We start from the raw sequence: 18,188 nt of genomic DNA on the forward strand, positions 1-18,188 counted from the left end.
CATTCACCAGTGCATTGGCTACACTGCCGACCCTAACCGCGTACGCCGAATTGCATGTCTGACTATCTCACCGCCGCCTTCTACCAGTTCGTAGAGCTGCCCGACTACACCGCCTTGCAGGCGCCGCTGCAGGCCTGCTGCGAGTCGCACGGCGTCAAAGGCATGATTTTGCTGGCCACCGAAGGTATCAACGGCACCATTGCGGGGTCGCCAGACGGCGTGCATGCCGTGCTGGCCTGGCTGCGCTCTGACCCGCGGCTGGCGCGGCTGCAGCACAAGGAAGGCTTCGCCCAGCATTCACCGTTCTACCGCATGAAAGTACGGCTGAAGCGCGAGATCGTCACGCTGGGCGTGCCAGGGCTGAACCCCAGCCAGATGGCCGGCCAATACGTCAAGCCCGAAGACTGGAATGCGCTGATCGCCGATCCCGACGTGGTGCTGGTGGATACACGCAATGAATACGAGGTCGGCATAGGCACCTTCCAAGGCGCCATCAACCCGCATATCGACAGCTTTGCCGAGTTCCCGCAGTGGGTGGAGCAAGCCCGCGCCGAGGGCCAGCCGCTGCACCGCAAGCCCAAGGTTGCCATGTTCTGCACCGGCGGCATACGCTGCGAAAAATCCACCGCGCTGCTGCGCGCCCAGGGCTTTGACGAGGTCTACCACCTCGAAGGCGGCATCCTGAAATACCTGGAGACCGTATCCCAGCCCGAGAGCCGCTGGGACGGTCAGTGCTTTGTGTTCGACGAGCGTGTCTCGGTAGGCCATGGCCTGGTGCCCGGTACGCTGGAGCTGTGCCGCTCCTGCCGCTGGCCTCTGAATGAAGACGATCTGGCATCGCCCCACTTTGTACGCGGCGTGTCCTGCGCGCATTGCCACGACCAAAAGACCGAAGCCCAAAAACAAGGCTTTCTGGAGCGCGAGCACCAGATGGCCCTGGCCCGCGAGCGGCAGCAGCCACACGTGGGCGCCAAGCTGAAATCCTAGTGCGGCCCATCCTGTATTCCTTCCGCCGCTGCCCCTATGCCATGCGGGCACGGCTGGCCTTGTGGGCCAGCAGCCAGGTCTGCGAGCTGCGCGAAGTGGTGCTGCGCAACAAGCCCCCCGAACTGCTCGCCGCATCCGCTAAGGCCACCGTACCCGTGCTGGTGCTGCCCGGCGGCAAGGTACTGGACCAGAGCCTAGACATCATGCTGTGGGCGCTACGGCGAAACGACCCGGCCGGCTGGCTGGCGCCTACGCACGGCACACTGGGCGACATGCTGGCCCTGGTGGCCCGCGTGGATGGCAATTTCAAACACCACCTGGACCGCTACAAATACCCGGGCCGCTATGAAGAAAATAGCACGCTACCCAATACGCATATGCACCGGACTGCTGCCAGCCTGTTATTGGAAGAATTCGAAACACGGCTGACAGCGCACGCCTTTTTGCTGGGCCAGCGCACCAGCCTGGCCGATATGGCGGTGGCGCCCTTTGTACGGCAGTTTGCCCATGTGGATGCAGACTGGTTCGCCGCCCAGCCCTGGCCCCGGCTGCAAGCCTGGCTGGCCGCCTGGGAGGCCTCCGACGCCCTGACCCAGGTGATGCCCAAGTTCCCGCCCTGGCAGGCCGGAGCGCCTGCCGTGTGCTTTCCTACAGCGCCTTGATCCCCGCCAGCAGCAGGCCGGCAGCCAGCAAGCCGCCTTGCAGGCGCAGGGCCGAGGGCATGCAGACCAGACGGGTTTCCACGTGGCGGTACAGCCAGCGTCCACTGACCATGGACGCCGCAAACGCCAGCACCATGCCAAAGGCATTCACCCAGGGCTGGGTGGGCCAGAACTGGTTGAACGCAGTGTTCACCAGCAGGCACACCGGAAAGTGCACCAAAAACACCGAGTACGACATCTGACCCAAGCGCTGCAGCGGCGCCAGAGGCGACCAGTGGCGCACGCTCTGGCTGGCCTGCAGCACGCACAACACCAAAGCCATGACCAACGCCACGGCAATGCGGCCGCGGAAGTCCCAGGCCAGTGCCGCCACGCCCAGCAAGGCCAAGGCCAGCAGCCACAGCAACGGCCGCTGGCTGCGTCCGGCCCAGAAGGCCAGCATGCCCAGCCCATACGAGCCCACGAAATACAAAGCCCAGGTGTCCAGCGACGGCATGCGGTTGAAATAAGCCAGAGACGCGCAAGTCAGGCCCAGCACCAGCGCGGGCGCAAGCCAGGGACTGCGGCCATGCGTGGGCCAGGCACGCGCCAGACTAAACACCGCCACCGCCAGCACGAACAGCTGGAAGTCGATGGCCACGTACCAGACACCGGCCGACAACGCCTCAAAGCCCAGTACGTCCTGCAGCATCAGCACATGGGCCAACAGCTGCGGCAGGGACGGCTCAGACGGGATGGACGAGTGCTCCATGCCATTGCGTGCCAGCTCCGCCGCCAGCAAGCTCAGCAGCAGCGCAGCCAGATACGGTGTGGACAGGCGCACAAAGCGGCGCTGCACCTGCGGCCAAGCCTGCTCGAACCGGGCCACGCCGGTGGGCGCCAAGGTGCTGGCCGCCAGATAACCACCCAGCACCAGAAACACCTGCACCGCCATACGGCCGTAGTCGAACAGCCAGTCCATCAGGCCAGGGGCCAGCGGAAAAGCCACGTCCGACATAGGACCGTAAAAAACCAGGTGGTGCCCCACGACCAGCATGCAGGCCAGTCCTTTGAATACATCTAGCAGGGGGATACGAGAAGCGTTGGAACGGTTAGAGGAAGAAGGCATCGTCACACAAAAGGCGGCCCCCGCAACAGTCCGGGGTCCACAAAAACAAGGGGAACGCACAAGGCGTTCCCCGGTAAAAATCTAAAGGGATAGGCTAAACGGATAAACGGGCTTTGGCCTCGGCGTATTCGCGCCGGAGCTGGGCCACGTATTCGCCCGCAGGCTGGATTTTACGGACTGCGCCAATGCCCTGGCCGCAGCCCCAGATATCTTTCCACGCTTTGGCCGCCGTATCGCCGCCAAAATTCATCTTGGTAGGGTCGCTTTCGGGCAGATGCTCAGGGTCCAGGCCGGCCGCGCGGATGGACGGTGCCAGGTAGTTGCCGTGCACGCCGGTGAACAGATTGGTCAGTACGATGTCGTCCGAATCACCATCCACGACGGCCTGCTTGTAGGCGTCTACGGCACGTGCTTCCTCGGTAGCGATGAAGGCTGAGCCTATGTAAGCAAAGTCAGCCCCCATGGCCTGTGCCGCCAGCACGCCACCGCCGGTGGAGATGGCGCCGCTCAGCGCCAGCGGGCCATCAAACCATTCACGGATTTCCTGCACCAGGGCGAACGGGCTCTTCACTCCCGCGTGGCCACCGGCACCGGCCGCCACAGCGATCAGGCCGTCAGCGCCCTTCTCTATCGCCTTGTGGGCAAACTTGTTGTTGATGATGTCATGCAGCACCACGCCACCGTAACTGTGCACTGCTGCATTCACATCCTCGCGCGCGCCCAGCGAGGTGATGATGATGGGCACCTTGAACTTCACGCAGGCCTGCAAGTCGTGCTCCAGGCGGTCATTCGACTTGTGCACGATCTGGTTGATGGCGAACGGTGCGGCCGGTGCGTCGGGGTGGGCCAGGTTGTAGGCCGCCAGGGTTTCAGTGATTTCGGCCAGCCAGTCGTCCAGTTGCGACGCCGGACGCGCGTTCAGCGAAGGCATGGAGCCGACCACCCCGGCAATGCACTGGGCAATCACCAGCCTGGGGGTGCTGACGATGAACATCGGTGAAGCGATGATGGGCAACGGCAACGCGTTCAACGGGGCAGGCAATCTGGACATGGGGTCTCCGGTGCATTTATAAAAAATCTGGCTCTGGCGCAGGTAATACCTGCGCTAGCAGCTACACAATCAATAGCAAATCAGAACGCATCCACACCCAGCGCAGTGACGCTGTCCGCGCCTTCCAGAATGCTGTCGCGCAGGCTTTGCGCGGTGATGAGCACATGGTCGGCATAGAAGCGCGCGGTGCTGATCTTGGCTTGCATAAACGCTGTGTCTTCACCCTTGGCCAGCAGGTCCTCGGCCACCAGCAGCGAGCGCGCCAGCTGCCAGCCGGCCACCAGTTTGCCGGCCAGCATCAGGTAGGGCACACTGCCGGCAAATACCGCATTCGGCTGGGTCTTGGTGCTGCTGACCACGAAGCTCACCACGTCCAGAAACGCGGTGCGTGCCGCCTTCAGGCGCTTGGCCACGGCCAGCGCATCGGCGCTGCCGCTCTGGGTCAGTTCGGTCTCGGTGACCAAGATCTGGCGTGCAATCGCTTTAGCAGTGGCGCCGCCGTCGCGTACCGTCTTGCGGCCTACCAGGTCGTTCGCCTGGATCGCCGTCGTGCCTTCGTAGATGGCCAGGATCTTGGCGTCGCGCAGATACTGTGCGGCGCCAGTTTCTTCGATGAAGCCCATGCCGCCATGCACCTGCACGCCCAGCGACGCCACGTCCAGGCTCATTTCGGTGCTGTAGCCCTTGACCAGCGGCACCAGGAACTCATGGAAGGCCTGGCTTTGCTGGCGCGTCTCGGCATCGGTGTGGCGGTGCGCCACGTCGTAGGCCGCTGCGGCCACGCTGGACATCGCGCGGCAGCCCTGGGTGTGGGCGCGCATGGTCATCAGCATGCGCTGCACATCAGGGTGGTGGATGATGGCCACGCTGGCCTTGGCCGAACCATCGACCGGGCGGCTTTGCACCCGGTCCTTGGCGAACTGCACGGCCTTCTGGTAGGCCCGCTCAGCCACGGCAATGCCCTGCATGCCCACCGCGTAGCGCGCGGCATTCATCATGATGAACATGTACTCCAGGCCACGGTTTTCTTCGCCGACCAGATAGCCCACGGCACCGCCGTGGTCGCCGTACTGCAACACGGCAGTGGGGCTGGCCTTGATGCCCAGCTTGTGTTCGATGCTGACGCAATGCACGTCGTTGCGCGCGCCCAGCGAGCCATCGGCATTCACCAGGAACTTGGGCACCACGAACAGGCTGATGCCCTTCACGCCCTCGGGCGCGCCGGTCACGCGGGCCAGCACCAAGTGGACGATGTTCTCGGCCATGTCGTGCTCACCCCAGGTGATGAAAATCTTGGTGCCAAACACCTTGTAGCTGCCATCGCCCTGCGGTTCGGCGCGGCTGCGCACCATGGCCAGGTCGCTGCCGGCCTGCGGCTCGGTCAGGTTCATGGTGCCGGTCCATTTGCCGCTGACCAGGTTCTCCAGGTAGGTGGCCTTGAGTGCGTCCGAGCCGGCGGTCAGCAGCGCTTCGATCGCGCCGTCGCTGAGCAGCGGGCACAGCGCAAAGCTCAGGTTCGCGCTATTGCACATCTCCACACAGGCTGCGCCAATCGTCTTGGGCAGGCCCTGGCCACCGTATTCGGTGGGGTGCTGCAAGCCCTGCCAGCCGCCTTCGGCAAATTGCTTGAAGGCATCCTTGAATCCGGGCGTGGCGGTGACCACGCCATTTTTCCAACTGGACGGATTTTTGTCCCCTTCCCAGTTCAGCGGAGACAACACCCCCTCGTTGAACTTGGCGGCCTCTTCCAGCACCGCCTGGGCCGTGTCCAGCCCCGCATCCTCAAAGCCTGGCAAGGCAGCGATCTGGTCAATATGGGCCAGATGCTGGATGTTGAAAAGCATGTCTTTCAGCGGGGCGGTGTAGCTCATGGGGTGTCTCCGGGATCAATAGTTATAAAAAAAGGGCACCGCGCACGATGCCCCTTCGCACTGACCTGCTTCTTACAAAGCCGCGACGAGTGCAGGCACGGCGACAAACAGATCCGCCTCCAGCCCGTAATCGGCCACGGAGAAGATCGGTGCCTCGCCATCCTTGTTGATGGCCACGATCACCTTGCTGTCCTTCATCCCGGCCAAGTGCTGGATGGCGCCGCTGATGCCGGCAGCGATGTACAGCTGGGGCGCGACGATCTTGCCGGTCTGGCCCACTTGCCAGTCGTTCGGGGCGTAGCCCGCATCCACGGCTGCGCGGCTGGCCCCCAGAGCGGCGCCCAGCTTGTCAGCCAGCGGAATCATCACTTCGTTGAACTTCTCGGCGCTGCCCAGGGCACGGCCACCGCTGACGATGATCTTGGCGGCGGTGAGTTCGGGGCGGTCGTTCTTGGCGATCTCGCTGCCCACAAAGCTGGATTGGCCGGAATCGGCCACGGCCGTCAGCTGCTCGACAGCAGCGCTGCCGCCGCTGGTTGCTACCGGGTCAAAGGCGGTGGTGCGCACGGTCAGGACCTTGGTTGCGTCCAGGCTTTGCACGGTGGCAATCGCGTTACCGGCGTAGATCGGGCGCTCGAAGGTGTCGGCGCTGACGATCTTGGTGGCGTCAGAAATCTGGGCCACGTCCAGCAGGGCCGCGACGCGTGGCGCCACATTCTTGCCGCCAGCGGTGGCCGGGAACAGGATGTGGCTGTAAGCCGGGGCTATGGCCAGCACCTGGGCGGCCACGTTCTCGGCCAGACCATGGGCGAACTGGGCGCCATCGGCGTGCAGGACCTTGGACACGCCAGGCAACTGCGCTGCAGCAGCAGCTGCTGCACCAGCGTTGCTGCCCGCGATGAGGACGTGCACATCACCACCGCATTGTGTGGCGGCGGCTACGGTGTTCAGGGTGGCGCCCTTGAGGCTGGCGTTGTCGTGTTCGGCAATAACGAGAGAAGTCATGGTGTCTTTCCTTGGTCCTGTCACAGGCCTGCGGGTGCAGGTTCGCTCCTTCCAGAAACACCGCGGAACTGGCTTTGCCAGGCCGCTGGTGTTGCCCTCTGCAAGGGGGTTGGCGAAGCGACACGCAGTGCGCGCAGCCTGGGGGTGTTAAATAACTTTGGCTTCGGTTTTGAGTTTGGCAACGAGAGTTGCAACGTCTGGGACTTTGATGCCGGCGCTGCGCTGTGGCGGCTCGCTGACCTTCAAGGTCTTGACGCGGGGGGCGACGTTGACGCCCAGGTCTTCCGGCTTCACCACTTCCAGCGGTTTCTTCTTGGCCTTCATGATGTTGGGCAAGGTGACGTAGCGTGGCTCGTTCAGGCGCAGATCGGTGGTGATGATGGCTGGCAGGCTGACCGCGATGGTCTCCAGGCCGCCATCGACTTCACGGGTGACGTTGGCTTTGCCGTCGGCAATTTCCACCTTGCTGGCGAACGTGGCTTGCGGCAGATGGGCCAGCGCGGCCAGCATCTGACCGGTCTGGTTGCAGTCGTCGTCGATGGCTTGCTTGCCCAAGATCACCAGGCCGGGCTGTTCTTTGTCAACCAGGGCTTTGAGCAGCTTGGCCACGGCCAGTGGTTGCAGTTCTTCGCTGGTTTCCACCAGGATGGCGCGGTCGGCGCCGATGGCCATGGCGGTGCGCAGGGTTTCCTGGCATTGGGTCACGCCGCAGGACACGGCGATGATTTCGGTGACGGCGCCCTTTTCTTTCAGGCGAACCGCTTCTTCGATGGCGATCTCGTCAAACGGGTTCATGCTCATCTTGACATTGGCAATGTCCACACCCGTGTTGTCCGACTTCACCCGAACCTTCACGTTGTAATCCACTACGCGTTTGACTGCTACCAGGACCTTCATCACTGCACTCCTCAGAGTTATTGAATTGACGTATACGTAAACTTGCTGATTCTATTCCGCAGCACGTCCAGTCTCTTGCGAACATGCCGATCACCATGGGTTCGCCATTAAAAAGCACGATCGTTCTTTTTAATTATAGACCGCAATATGCGACCCACCGTCATCCAGGCGACAGCTACGGCTTCAGCACCGAGCGTTCTTTTTCAAACTCGGGGTATGGCTTCGAGTAGCGCCCTGCCGTACAGGATTCAATAGGCCCGTTGCGCTGGGTTCGGCAAGCCTCTTGGGCGCTTTGCTGCATGCCCTTGTACCAAGCCTCGGTAGAGCAGCCACATAATAAAAACACCAGCTCAGCAGCCAATAAAACCGTTCGTTGTTGCATCATTCATCCGCCTGTTTTCTGCGTGGCCGTAGCGTTGCGGGCGGCACGTTCTTGCGCCTTCAGCTCACCCAGGCTGCCCGACCACAGCATGTAAAAGCCTTCTTGAGCCGAGGTTTGCAGCCAACTCTCCCAACGCGTGCTGTCCAGTGACGCATCACTGGCCACCACTCCGTCCTGCGCGATGCCCACAGCCAGGCTGCCGCCGGTGCCGCTACGGCGCTCCGCCTGCAGGCGCAGAAACTGGGCCTGTATGCGTTGCAACTCCACTTGCGATGCAGGCGTGAAGCGGTACAGCATCCAACGCCGCCCAGGGCCTGCGGGCTCCAGCCCCATGGCCGGAGCCGCTGTCACATTCAGCTGCATGGGCAGCTTGCGCAGCACGGGTTCAAAAGCCCCAGCAACGGCGGGCTGGATGTCGATACTGAAGGTGGGCGTGCCGCTGACGGCCGGCAGCAAACGGTTGTCCACCTGCACCGCGAACATGATCTCCGCCGGGCTGGCATGCAGCAGCTGATCGGGCAGCTTGGCCAACCGTGCCATGGAGCGGATGGGGATACCGGAGCAGGCCACCAGCCCCAACAACAAGCCGGTACAAATCACAGTTCGCCAATAGTTGGACATGGTAATAATTTCTAGCAGATGTTGATAAATTATTGTTTTACAGAAATTATTTGTCAAATTAAAATAAATTCCTCGCAAAGGAATGACCATGCAACACACCGCAGCAGCACCCACATCCGACCCTTTGGCATTGCGCCGCACCAGCCGCATCCTGGCGGCAGCTTGCGGCTTATTGGTCTGGGCCTTACCCCTGGCCGTGCTGGCCTGCTGGGCCGTGGCCGATACCGGCACCCTGGCTGCCCAGGCCCAGTTGGCGCCCGGCGCCATACAGGGCGCTCTTTCGACACTGCAGAGGCTGGCCGGCGCGCTGCTGACCTGCGGGTCCGTAGGCCTGCTGCTGCGCGGCCTGTGGGAAGCACGCAAATGCTTTCAGAGCTTCGCCCGGGGTCAGGTCTTCACCCCGCAAGCGGTGCTGGGCCTGCGGCGCTTTGCCGCCTGGACCATGGCCTCCGTGCTGGCGGGCATGCTGCTGGTGCCCGCCCTGTCTGTATTGCTGACGCTGAACAACCCGCCGGGCATGCGGCACTTGGCGATTGCGGTGGGTTCAGACCACATCTTCACCCTGCTGTTCGCCGGGGTGGTGTGGCTGATGGCGGCCATCATCGGCCAGGGCCAGGCGCTGGCCGAAGAAAACGCGGCTTTCGTTTAAACCTAGGTTAAAGGCGCCCAATGCCAATCGTGGTGCAACTCGATGTGATGCTGGCGCGTCGCAAACTCAAATCCAAGGTGCTGGCCGAGCTGGTGGGCATGACCGAGGCCAACCTGTCCCTGCTGAAGCAGGGCAAGGTCAAGGGCGTGCGCTTTGACACGCTGGAGAAGATCTGCAGCATTCTGCAGTGCCAGCCTGGCGACCTGCTGGTCTACGAAGCCGATGCAGACACCACCGCAGCACCCTGATCCGAATCGCTGGCTGGTACTACCCGGGTGTGCACCACGCGCTGCGGGTAAGGCACGTCGATGTGGTGGGCACGCAAGGCTTTCAAAATACGCAGATTGATGGCCGAGCGCAGATTGCCCTGTCCGTTTTCCGGGTCGTTGATCCAGTAGCCTAGATTGAAGCCCAGGCCGTCTGCACCAAAGGCCGTCAAGGTGGCGGCGGGCGCAGGCTCGCGCAGCACGCGCTCTTCCTGCAGCGCCGCATCCACCAGCAGGCGCATCACCAGGTCCACGTCGCTGTCATAGCCCACAGAGACTTCGGTGGCCTGCGAAATCCGGGAGTTGTTCAGCGACAGGTTTTCCACCCGCTGGGTCAGCAGCATTTCATTGGGCACGATGGATTCGCGGCCATTGGGCGCGCTGATCACGGTGTAGCGCGCGTTGATGTCGGTGATGCGGCCCTCAAAGCTGTCCATCTTCACAAAGTCGCCAATGCGCACGCTGCGCTCGGCCAAGATGACAAAGCCGCTCACGTAGTTGGCTGCCAGCTTCTGCAAGCCAAAGCCGATACCCACGCCCACAGCGCCGCCCAGCACCGACAAGGCCGTCAGGTCGATACCTACGGCCGACAAAGCCAGCAGCAGCCCCAGGAACATCAGCAAGGCGCGGGTGGCATTGCTGATGGCCTTGCGTAGCGACAGCACGCTGCCCGTGGCCTTGCGCAGCAAGCGCGACTCGATGGCCGCTGAAATCCACAGCGTCACGATCAGCACCGCACCGGCCGTGATCGCCCCCTCCAGCACATTGCGCGCCGACATGGTGGACGCGCCCACCTTCCATTTGATCTGATCCAGCTCGTCCAGCAGCACCGGCAGCAGGCCGCTGACCCACAGCACCATGGCCAGCCAGGCCACCCAGGAAATGGTGCGCTCCAGCAGGCGCACCAGCGGCGCGTCATGGAAGGCCGCCTGCAGCACCTTCACCCCGGTGCGTATCACCACCAGCGAGATGATCACCGGCATGGCCAGCTTGTACACCGCCAGCGACATCCAATGCCCCAGCAGCAGCTCGGCCAGCGTGCCAAATGCCAGCAGCAGGAATGGGAACAGCACACCATCCACAATGCGGCGGCCAAACAGCACAGACCGCGGATCGGGCGTATCCACCGCCTTGCGCGCCGTCCACACCACGGCCCAGGCCAGCAGCAGGCACAACGCCAGGCTGGCCAGCTCAAACAGGGTCACAGGCCGCAGCAGCGCGGCAATCCAGCTGTCCAGGTCGGTAATCGGTGCGGGGGAAGTCGTCGTCTTCAAAAAATCCATCGTGCAAAACCTTGGCGTATCGAGGCGACCGATTATCCCGGCGCTGCGCGACACCCAGGTAACACGCCGAGTTACAAGTCAGCCAGCACCCGGATATGCGCTTCCACGCTGCGGCCCAGCGCGCTGAGCGCATAGCCGCCTTCCAGGCAGCTCACCATGCGGCCCTTGGAAAAGCGGCGGGCCACGTCCTTGATGCGCTGGGTGATCCAGGCGTAGTCCTGCTCCACCAGGCCCAGCTGGCCCATATCGTCCTCGCGGTGCGCATCAAAACCGGCGCTGATAAAAATCATCTCGGGGCGGTGCTGCTCCAGCCGGGGTAGCCAGTACATCTCGATCAGCTCGCGGATGTCCATGCCCCGGGTGTAGGCAGCCACCGGCACGTTCACCAGGTTGGGCGCATCGGACTGCGCTCCGCCCACCGGGTAGAAGGGGTGCTGGTAGAAGCTGGTCATCAAAATGCGCTCGTCGCCGGCCACGATGTCCTCGGTGCCATTGCCGTGGTGCACATCAAAGTCGACGATAGCCACGCGCTTCAGGCCATGGCGCTCCAGCGCGTACTTGGCGGCAATCGCCACGTTATTGAAAAAGCAAAACCCCATGGCCTTGTCGCGGCAGGCATGGTGGCCGGGCGGACGGATGGCGCAGAAGGCATTTTCCAGCTCACCGGCAATCACCGCGTCAGTGGCGGCAATGGCTGCGCCAGCGGCGTGCAGGGCTGCATCCCAGGTGTGGATATTGATGCTGGTGTCGGGGTCGATCTGCGCATGGCTGGGGCCACCGGCGTTGATCTCATCCCGCAGGCTATCGCCCAGGCCACGCAGGGCGGAAATATGGCTGCGGCTGTGCGCCAGCTCGATGTCGGCAAGCGACGCCGCATCCGCTTGGCGCGGGTCCAGCGCGTCGGCCACGCCGGAGATCAGCAACCTGTCGTCTATCGCATCCAGCCGCTCCGGGCATTCTGGATGGCCAGGGCCCATCTCGTGCTTGCGGCAGGCGGGGTGGCTGAAGTATCCGGTCTTGTTCACGGTCATGGGCGTGGGACTTGAAATTTCATGTAACGTCTTGGCATGCATGTACAAAACAAACTCCACGCACTGCTGGGCCAGCTTAACACGGTGATTGTGGGTAAACCAGCCCAAGTTCAGGACTGCGTCGCCTGCCTGCTGGCCGGCGGCCACCTGTTAATCGAAGACGTGCCCGGCGTGGGCAAGACCACGCTGGCCCATGCGCTGGCGCGCACCTTCGGCCTGCAGTTCTCGCGCGTTCAATTCACCTCGGACCTGATGCCCAGCGACCTGTCCGGCGTGTCCATCTACGAGCGAGGTAAAGAGGCCTTTGTCTTCCACCCCGGCCCGCTGTTCGCGCAGATCCTGCTGGCCGACGAGATCAACCGCGCCAGCCCCAAAACCCAAAGCGCGCTGCTCGAAGCAATGGAAGAAAAACAGGTCACCGTAGAGGGCGCCACCCGCCCCCTGCCCTCGCCCTTCTTCGTGATCGCCACGCAGAACCCCATGGACCAACTGGGCACCTTTGCCCTGCCCGAATCCCAGCTGGACCGCTTTCTGATGCGCATCTCGCTCGGCTACCCCGACCGCCAGGCCGAACGCGAGCTGCTGGCGGGGCAAGACCGGCGCGAGTTGGTGGAGCACCTGCCCGCCCTGCTCAACGCGGCCGAGCTGCAAGCCCTGCAGCAGCAGGTGCTGCAGGTCCACACCGCCGCCCCGCTACTCGACTATGTACAAGACCTGGTGGCCGCCACCCGCTCCGGCCGCTGGTTTCTGCAGGGCCTGAGCCCGCGCGCAGGCATCGCTGTGGTACGCGCCGCCAAGGCCCAGGCCCTGCTGAGCGGGCGCGACTATGTGGCGCCTGATGACGTGCGGGCCATCCTGGCACAAACCGTGGCGCACCGCCTGGTGCCGGTGGGCGATGCCGGCCGCGGCGCCGTGGCCCAGGTGCAGGCCATGCTCGAATCAACACCTTTGCCGTGACGCTCAGGAACCCTCTCGCCCTGCTGCGCGCGCGCTTCCAGCGCTGGTGGCAGGCGCGCATCCACTTCACCGACACCACGCTGCTGACCCAGCGCAACGTCTACATCCTGCCCACCGCACCCGGCCTCATGCTCGCCGCCACGCTGCTGGTGCTATTGGTGGCCAGCATCAATTACCAGCTGAATCTGGGCTATTTATTGACCTTTCTGCTGGCGGGCTGCGCCGTAGTGGGTACCTATGTCGGCCACGCAACCCTGCATGGATTGAGCATGCATTTGATAGCACCCGAGCCCCAGTACACGGGCGCCAACGTGCTTGTTTCCATACAGCTCAGCAGCACGCGAAAAAAGATTCGCCACGGCATAGGCCTGGCGCTGCTGGGCTCTGGCCACTGGGCCTGGACCGATGTGCCCGCCCAGGGCAGCGCCCAGGTACAGATCGCCTTCACCCCCACCGAACGCGGCCTGCAGCGCGTGCCAGCCATCACCGCCGAGACCCGCTTCCCGCTGGGCACCTTCCGCGTGTGGACCTATTGGCGGCCGGCGGCACAGCTGCTGGTCTACCCCCGGCCCGAAGCCCATCCGCCGCCGCTGCCGCCCGGCCAGCCGCGCCCTGGCAGTGCCAGCCACAGCACGGCCCAGGCCAGCGGCGACTTTGATGGCGTGCGCGCCTACCGCCGTGGCGACCCGCTAAAGCTGGTGGTCTGGAAAAAAGCCGCCAAGGCCGATGAGCTGGTCAGCCGCGACAGCCAACAGGCCCAGCGCAGCGAACTCTGGCTGGACTACGCCCAGGCCGGTGGCTTGGGCACCGAGGCCCGGCTGTCGCGCCTGTGCGCCTGGGTGCTGCAGGCCGACCGCCTGGGCCTGGACTACGGCCTGCGCCTACCTGGTCTGGCCCTGCCGCCCGCTGCTGGCGAGGCGCACAAACGCCGCTGCCTGGAGGCACTGGCCTTATGCTGAATCGACCTCCAGCGCAGAATCTACCTGCGCAAGCAGCTCTCATTTTGATAGTGGGCAGCCCATGCGCGGAATGAGCACCATGAACCCGATGAGGGCCCTGCCCCGGGACAGCCGCGATACCCTGTTCCTGCTGGTGGTCATCGCCTGGGTGGTGCTGCCCCAGGTGGGCAATCTGCCGCTGTGGTGCACGGGCCTGACGGCGGGTGTGCTGCTGTGGCGCGGCTGGCTGGCCTGGCGCGCCCGGCCCCTGCCCTCGCGCTGGTGGCTGGCGGCCCTGCTGGCCGTTACGCTGGCGGCCACCTGGGCCACGCACAAAACCCTGCTCGGGCGCGATGCCGGGGTAACGCTGATCGTGGTGCTGCTGGCGCTGAAAACACTGGAGCTGCGCGCCCGGCGCGATGCCTTTGTGGTGTTCTTCCTGGGCTTTTTCACCATGCTCAGCAACTTCTTCTTTTCGCAGTCGCTGCTAACGGCGGCCGCCATGCTGATTGCCCTGCTGGGCTTGCTGACGGCGCTGGTCAACGCGCACATGCCGGTGGCCCCACAAACCGCCCTGCCCGAAGCCGCCAAGATCGCCGGCGGCATGGCCCTGCTGGGTGCGCCCATCATGGCCGTGCTGTTCCTGCTGTTCCCGCGCATGGCGCCGCTGTGGGGCGTGCCCAGCGATGCCATGGCCGGGCGTAGCGGCCTGTCCGCCAGCATGCAGGTTGGCACCATGGCAAAGCTAGCGCTGGACGACGGCATCGCCATGCGCGTGCGCTTTGAAGGCCCGCCGCCGCAGCAGCAAGACCTGTACTTTCGCGGCCCGGTGCTGTCGCGCTTTGATGGCCGCGAGTGGCTGCCCCAGTACAGCGACTTTGCACGACTGCCGCCGACCGACCTGCAGGTATCCGGTGCGCCCGTGAACTACCAGGTCACGCTGGAGCCCAGCAACCGCCCCTGGCTGCTAACGCTGGACGCCACGCCCCAGCGCCCCACCCTGGCCGGCATGGACGCCGCCATGACGCCCGACCTGCAATGGCTGGCCAGCCGCCCGGTCAGCGACCTGCTGCGCTACCAGGTGCAAAGCTATCCGCAGTTCCGGTACGGGCCGCAGCAAGCGAACAACAGCCTGCAAGCCTATCTGGACCTGCCGCCCGGCTACAACCCGCGCACCCTGCAATTGGCCGCCGACATCCGCCGCGCCCAGCCCACAGCCAATACCGCCAGCCTGGTCGCGCTGGTGCTGAACCGGCTGCGCACCGGCGGCTACAGCTACACGCTGGACCCCGGCGTCTACGGGCGCGACACGGCGGACGAGTTCTGGTTTGACCGCAAGGAAGGCTTTTGTGAGCACATCGCATCGTCCTTCGTCATCCTGATGCGGGCGCTGGACGTGCCGGCCCGCATCGTCACCGGCTACCAGGGCGGTGAACTCAACGGCGTGGACGGCTTCTGGGTGCTACGCCAAAGCGATGCCCACGCCTGGGCCGAGGTCTGGCAGGCCGGGCGCGGCTGGACCCGCGTAGACCCCACCGGCGCCGTGTCGCCCGGCCGGGTCGGCAGCTTCCAGCGCCTGCAGGCGCCCAGCGGCGTGGTCGGCACGGTGCTAGGCACCGTCAGCCCCGACATGGCCAAGCGCCTGCGCGCCGCCTGGGACGCGGTGAACAACGGCTGGAACCAATGGGTGCTGAACTACAGCCAGGGCAAGCAGCTGAACTTACTGAAGAACATAGGCTTCAACGACCCCGACTGGGAAGACCTGGGCAAGCTGCTCGCCGGCCTGCTGGTGCTGGCCACCCTGGGTGGCGCCGGCTGGGCGCAGTGGGAGCGCCTGCAGCACGACCCCTGGCTGCGCCTGCTGGACGCCGCCCGGCGCAAGCTGTTGAAGGCCGGCATCACCCCCGCCCCCAACGCTCCGCCCCGCGAACTGGCCGCCCTGCTGCCAGAGCACCCGGCCATCCAGCAATGGCTGCTGCAGCTGGAGGCCCAGCGTTATGCACCCCAAACGCCGCATAGCCTGGCGGCGCTGCGGCGCAGCTTTAGGGGGCTCGTCTGGCCCCACTAAACTCAGGCGGCCACTTTCCTTATTCCATGCACCCATTCCGCCCGATATCCCGCCCGATTGCTCTCGTTTTAATAGCTGCTTGCGCAGCATCTGTCTGCGCCAAGCCCGCAAAACAGCCCAAAGTCAAAAAACCCGCCAAAGTCGCCGCCATCACCGCAGGCCCGCTGTACGCCAGCCGTGACGACGCCATGGCCGCCGCCGACGACATCGCCGAGCGCCGCGGCCTGGACGCCGCCTGGGTGCACAACATCCTGGGCCAGGCACGCTTTCTGCCCAGCGTGCCGCGCCTGATGGCCCCCGCGCCCAGCGGCACGGCCAAAAACTGGAAGCTCTACCGCAGCCGCTTCATCGAACCGATCCGCATCGCCGCCGGCGTGCGCTTCTGGCAAGACAACCGCGCCGCGCTGGAACGCGCCGAAAAAGAATACGGCGTGCCGCCCGAAATCATCGTCGGCATCCTGGGCGTAGAGACCATCTACGGCCAGCAGATGGGCAACTTCCGCGTCATCGACGCGCTGGCCACGCTGGCCTTTGACTTCCCCGCCAGCCACCCGCGCGCCGCCGAGCGCAGCGCCTACTTCAAAGGCGAGCTGGAGCAGTTCCTCAGCCTCACGCAGCGCGCCGGCATAGACCCACTCAGCCTGCGCGGCAGCTACGCCGGCGCCATGGGCATGCCCCAGTTCATGCCCACCAGTTGGGTGCACTACGCGGTGGACTTCGACGGCGACAGCCACGTAGACCTGTTCGGCAGCGCCACCGATGCCATCGGCTCGGTAGCCAGCTACTTCAAGGCCTTCCACTGGCAACCCGGCATGCCCGCCACCTACCCGGTGCAGCTGGCGCCGAATGCCGACATGGACACCCTGCTCGCCCCAGACATCCTGCCTACTTTCAGCGTAGCCAGCTTCCAAGCCAAGGGCGCCCTGCTAGACGGCCCAGCCCTGCAGCACACCGACCCCCTGGCCCTGGTGGAACTGCAAAACGGCGACAACCCACCGCAATATGTTGCCGGCACCGAAAACTTCTACGCCATCACCCGCTACAACTGGAGCAGCTACTACGCCATGGCCGTGCTGGAGCTGGGGCAGGAAGTGGCGGCCATTGTCAAAGCCCGCACCGCACCATGACAGCTGGAAGGTCCAGCTTTGTGGAGTTCATCGTGGAGGAACTGGCCGGCATAGAGCAATTGCGCAGCAGGCCCATCCAATGGGGCGGTCGCTTGGGTGCAGGCGTCACAGAAATAGCCACCCGAACGGCTCTCGAATCACTCCATAATTTGCGCCATAGGCCAGGGGCATTTGAGTAATCCCCTATCCGTCACCAAACATCAACGGCCATTGCGGGCGTTGGTTCAGTCCAACAAGGTTTATCCGCCGCGTATGAACATCGCTCTTGTCTCTTGCAGCGCATCGCGGCAGATAAACGCTATTCGTTAGGCATTAACGAACAATAGACCTATTCACATGCCTGCACGATCGAATCACTTTCAGAAACTAGTAAAAGCAATCAATCATCACTTAGCGCCCGCTGGCGCAAAAGTCACAGAATCCGCAATGCTTTACGATTCGGAAGCCGAAACCGACAGGGAAATTGACATTTTGGTGGAAAGCACGATTCTGAACTGCTCACTAAAAATTGGCATTGAGTGCACAACCGAAACCAGTCCTCTCGATGTTCGGAAAATCGAAAGTTTCAAAGAGAAGCATCGAAAAGTCGGAATAAATCAAACGATAGTCGTCTCAAAGAACGGCTTCTCAGAGTCGGCAAAGAAATACGCCAAAAAACAAAATATAAGGCTACTCACCTTCAAGGCAGCACAAAAAGAAAATTGGGCAAAAAAATTTGAACGCCTTCAAGGGTTATCAATTTATGGTCGCAATTACCACCTTCGAAGCGTCTCGGTAGTTATTGCAGAAGATTGCGCAACCACGGGTTTTTCATTTGATGCTGGCGCAGTGGTCAGCACCGCAGAAGGTCAAATTCCTCTTGCAAAATTCGCGGGAAATCTATTCGTTGCATCAGAGATAAGCAAAACAGCCTTCAAGGAACTGATGGAAAACGAGAAAGATGGAAACGACCCTTGGGTTGAGGTTGGCTTTGATTTGAATCAGCAGCACGAATTCATAGATTCAACAGGAAGAACAGCCAGGCCAAAATCAATAGTCATCGTTATGGGCTACAAATCAAACTACAGATCACTGGAAACAAAGCAAGTGGAATATGATGGGCAAGATATGGTTGTAGGTGGCTTTTACGAAAAAAATGGCAGTGCTCATGTTGCCATTCGAGAGGTAGACGGAACGCTTTCTGGAATACTGGAGGTGAGCGAAAACTTCATGCCTCCGATTGCGCGAAATGCCTAACTGTCGTTTCAACGCGGACGCCAACACTGGCCATGGCTTCGCCATTTTC

The 18,188-nt window shown here is 63.1% G+C and carries 18 protein-coding genes; 9 read left to right on the plus strand and 9 right to left on the minus strand.

The genetic code is table 11. The features are described 5' to 3' along the window. The first annotated feature begins 54 nt into the window (after positions 1–54). Positions 55–987 (plus strand): oxygen-dependent tRNA uridine(34) hydroxylase TrhO, encoded by a 933-nt coding sequence (gene trhO, locus AC07O2_RS13700; protein ID WP_495076292.1) that lies wholly within the window; start codon positions 55–57, stop codon positions 985–987. Further along, a complete protein-coding gene (locus AC07O2_RS13705; RefSeq protein ID WP_495076326.1) occupies positions 981–1,649 on the plus strand; it encodes a glutathione S-transferase in 669 nt (222 codons plus the stop codon). The genes trhO and AC07O2_RS13705 overlap by 7 nt, the downstream gene beginning before the upstream one ends. On the opposite strand, the gene AC07O2_RS13710 is transcribed toward AC07O2_RS13705, so the two are convergent. The 7 genes from AC07O2_RS13710 to AC07O2_RS13740 form a co-directional block, all read right to left on the minus strand. Beyond that, positions 1,636–2,757 (minus strand): acyltransferase family protein, encoded by a 1,122-nt coding sequence (locus AC07O2_RS13710; protein ID WP_495076293.1) that lies wholly within the window; start codon positions 2,755–2,757, stop codon positions 1,636–1,638. The two genes, AC07O2_RS13705 and AC07O2_RS13710, sit on opposite strands and share 14 nt — an antisense overlap. Before the next feature lie 94 nt (positions 2,758–2,851). Then, complete coding sequence (locus AC07O2_RS13715) at positions 2,852–3,808, minus strand: NAD(P)H-dependent flavin oxidoreductase (protein WP_495076294.1); 957 nt, start codon at positions 3,806–3,808, stop codon at positions 2,852–2,854. Positions 3,809–3,888: 80 nt separating this feature from the next. Further along, entirely contained in the window at positions 3,889–5,679 is a 1,791-nt protein-coding gene (locus AC07O2_RS13720; RefSeq protein WP_495076295.1) for an acyl-CoA dehydrogenase, read from the minus strand. Between the two features lie 72 nt (positions 5,680–5,751). Beyond that, the gene (locus tag AC07O2_RS13725) at positions 5,752–6,684 is read right to left on the minus strand and encodes an electron transfer flavoprotein subunit alpha/FixB family protein (RefSeq protein ID WP_495076296.1); all 933 of its coding nucleotides are present in this window, start codon (positions 6,682–6,684) and stop codon (positions 5,752–5,754) included. A gap of 147 nt (positions 6,685–6,831) precedes the next feature. Continuing rightward, positions 6,832–7,581, minus strand: a complete 750-nt coding sequence (locus tag AC07O2_RS13730; protein WP_495076297.1) for an electron transfer flavoprotein subunit beta/FixA family protein — start codon at positions 7,579–7,581, stop codon at positions 6,832–6,834. Positions 7,582–7,756: 175 nt separating this feature from the next. Continuing rightward, positions 7,757–7,966, minus strand: coding sequence for a hypothetical protein (locus tag AC07O2_RS13735; protein WP_495076298.1), 210 nt, complete (start codon positions 7,964–7,966; stop codon positions 7,757–7,759). Continuing rightward, on the minus strand, positions 7,967–8,584 hold the full coding sequence (locus AC07O2_RS13740) for a hypothetical protein (protein ID WP_495076299.1): 618 nt from the start codon (positions 8,582–8,584) through the stop codon (positions 7,967–7,969). 88 nt (positions 8,585–8,672) lie between these two features. Here AC07O2_RS13740 and AC07O2_RS13745 point away from each other — a divergent pair, with 88 nt between their 5' ends. Then, positions 8,673–9,233, plus strand: a complete 561-nt coding sequence (locus AC07O2_RS13745) for a DUF2975 domain-containing protein (RefSeq protein ID WP_495076300.1) — start codon at positions 8,673–8,675, stop codon at positions 9,231–9,233. Positions 9,234–9,253: 20 nt separating this feature from the next. After that, positions 9,254–9,481 carry a helix-turn-helix domain-containing protein gene (locus AC07O2_RS13750; protein ID WP_348007854.1) on the plus strand — a complete coding sequence of 76 codons (228 nt, stop codon included), beginning with the start codon at positions 9,254–9,256 and terminating at the stop codon, positions 9,479–9,481. On the opposite strand, the gene AC07O2_RS13755 is transcribed toward AC07O2_RS13750, so the two are convergent. Together AC07O2_RS13755 and AC07O2_RS13760 are read right to left on the minus strand one after the other, a co-directional pair. Next, positions 9,445–10,782: a mechanosensitive ion channel family protein gene (locus AC07O2_RS13755; RefSeq protein ID WP_495076301.1), complete on the minus strand. Its 1,338-nt coding sequence runs from the start codon at positions 10,780–10,782 to the stop codon at positions 9,445–9,447. The two genes, AC07O2_RS13750 and AC07O2_RS13755, sit on opposite strands and share 37 nt — an antisense overlap. Before the next feature lie 71 nt (positions 10,783–10,853). Then, the gene (locus tag AC07O2_RS13760; protein WP_495076302.1) at positions 10,854–11,807 is read right to left on the minus strand and encodes a histone deacetylase family protein; all 954 of its coding nucleotides are present in this window, start codon (positions 11,805–11,807) and stop codon (positions 10,854–10,856) included. Positions 11,808–11,849: 42 nt separating this feature from the next. Between AC07O2_RS13760 and AC07O2_RS13765 the strand changes: the two genes are divergently transcribed. The 5 genes from AC07O2_RS13765 to AC07O2_RS13785 all read left to right on the plus strand — a co-directional run bounded on the left by AC07O2_RS13765 (position 11,850) and on the right by AC07O2_RS13785 (position 18,139). Next, positions 11,850–12,770 (plus strand): AAA family ATPase, encoded by a 921-nt coding sequence (locus AC07O2_RS13765; RefSeq protein ID WP_495076303.1) that lies wholly within the window; start codon positions 11,850–11,852, stop codon positions 12,768–12,770. Beyond that, positions 12,767–13,729, plus strand: a complete 963-nt coding sequence (locus AC07O2_RS13770) for a DUF58 domain-containing protein (protein WP_495076304.1) — start codon at positions 12,767–12,769, stop codon at positions 13,727–13,729. Before AC07O2_RS13765 ends, AC07O2_RS13770 begins: the two co-directional genes overlap by 4 nt. 70 nt (positions 13,730–13,799) lie before the next feature. Next, entirely contained in the window at positions 13,800–15,776 is a 1,977-nt protein-coding gene (locus AC07O2_RS13775) for a transglutaminase TgpA family protein (protein ID WP_495076305.1), read from the plus strand. 26 nt (positions 15,777–15,802) lie between these two features. Beyond that, a complete protein-coding gene (mltB, locus tag AC07O2_RS13780) occupies positions 15,803–16,903 on the plus strand; it encodes a lytic murein transglycosylase B (RefSeq protein WP_495076306.1) in 1,101 nt (366 codons plus the stop codon). A 336-nt stretch (positions 16,904–17,239) separates the two neighbouring features. Next, positions 17,240–18,139 carry a restriction endonuclease gene (locus tag AC07O2_RS13785; RefSeq protein ID WP_495076307.1) on the plus strand — a complete coding sequence of 300 codons (900 nt, stop codon included), beginning with the start codon at positions 17,240–17,242 and terminating at the stop codon, positions 18,137–18,139. Positions 18,140–18,188 lie beyond the last annotated feature (49 nt).

This window comes from Rhodoferax sp. GW821-FHT10B06, from assembly GCF_059415605.1.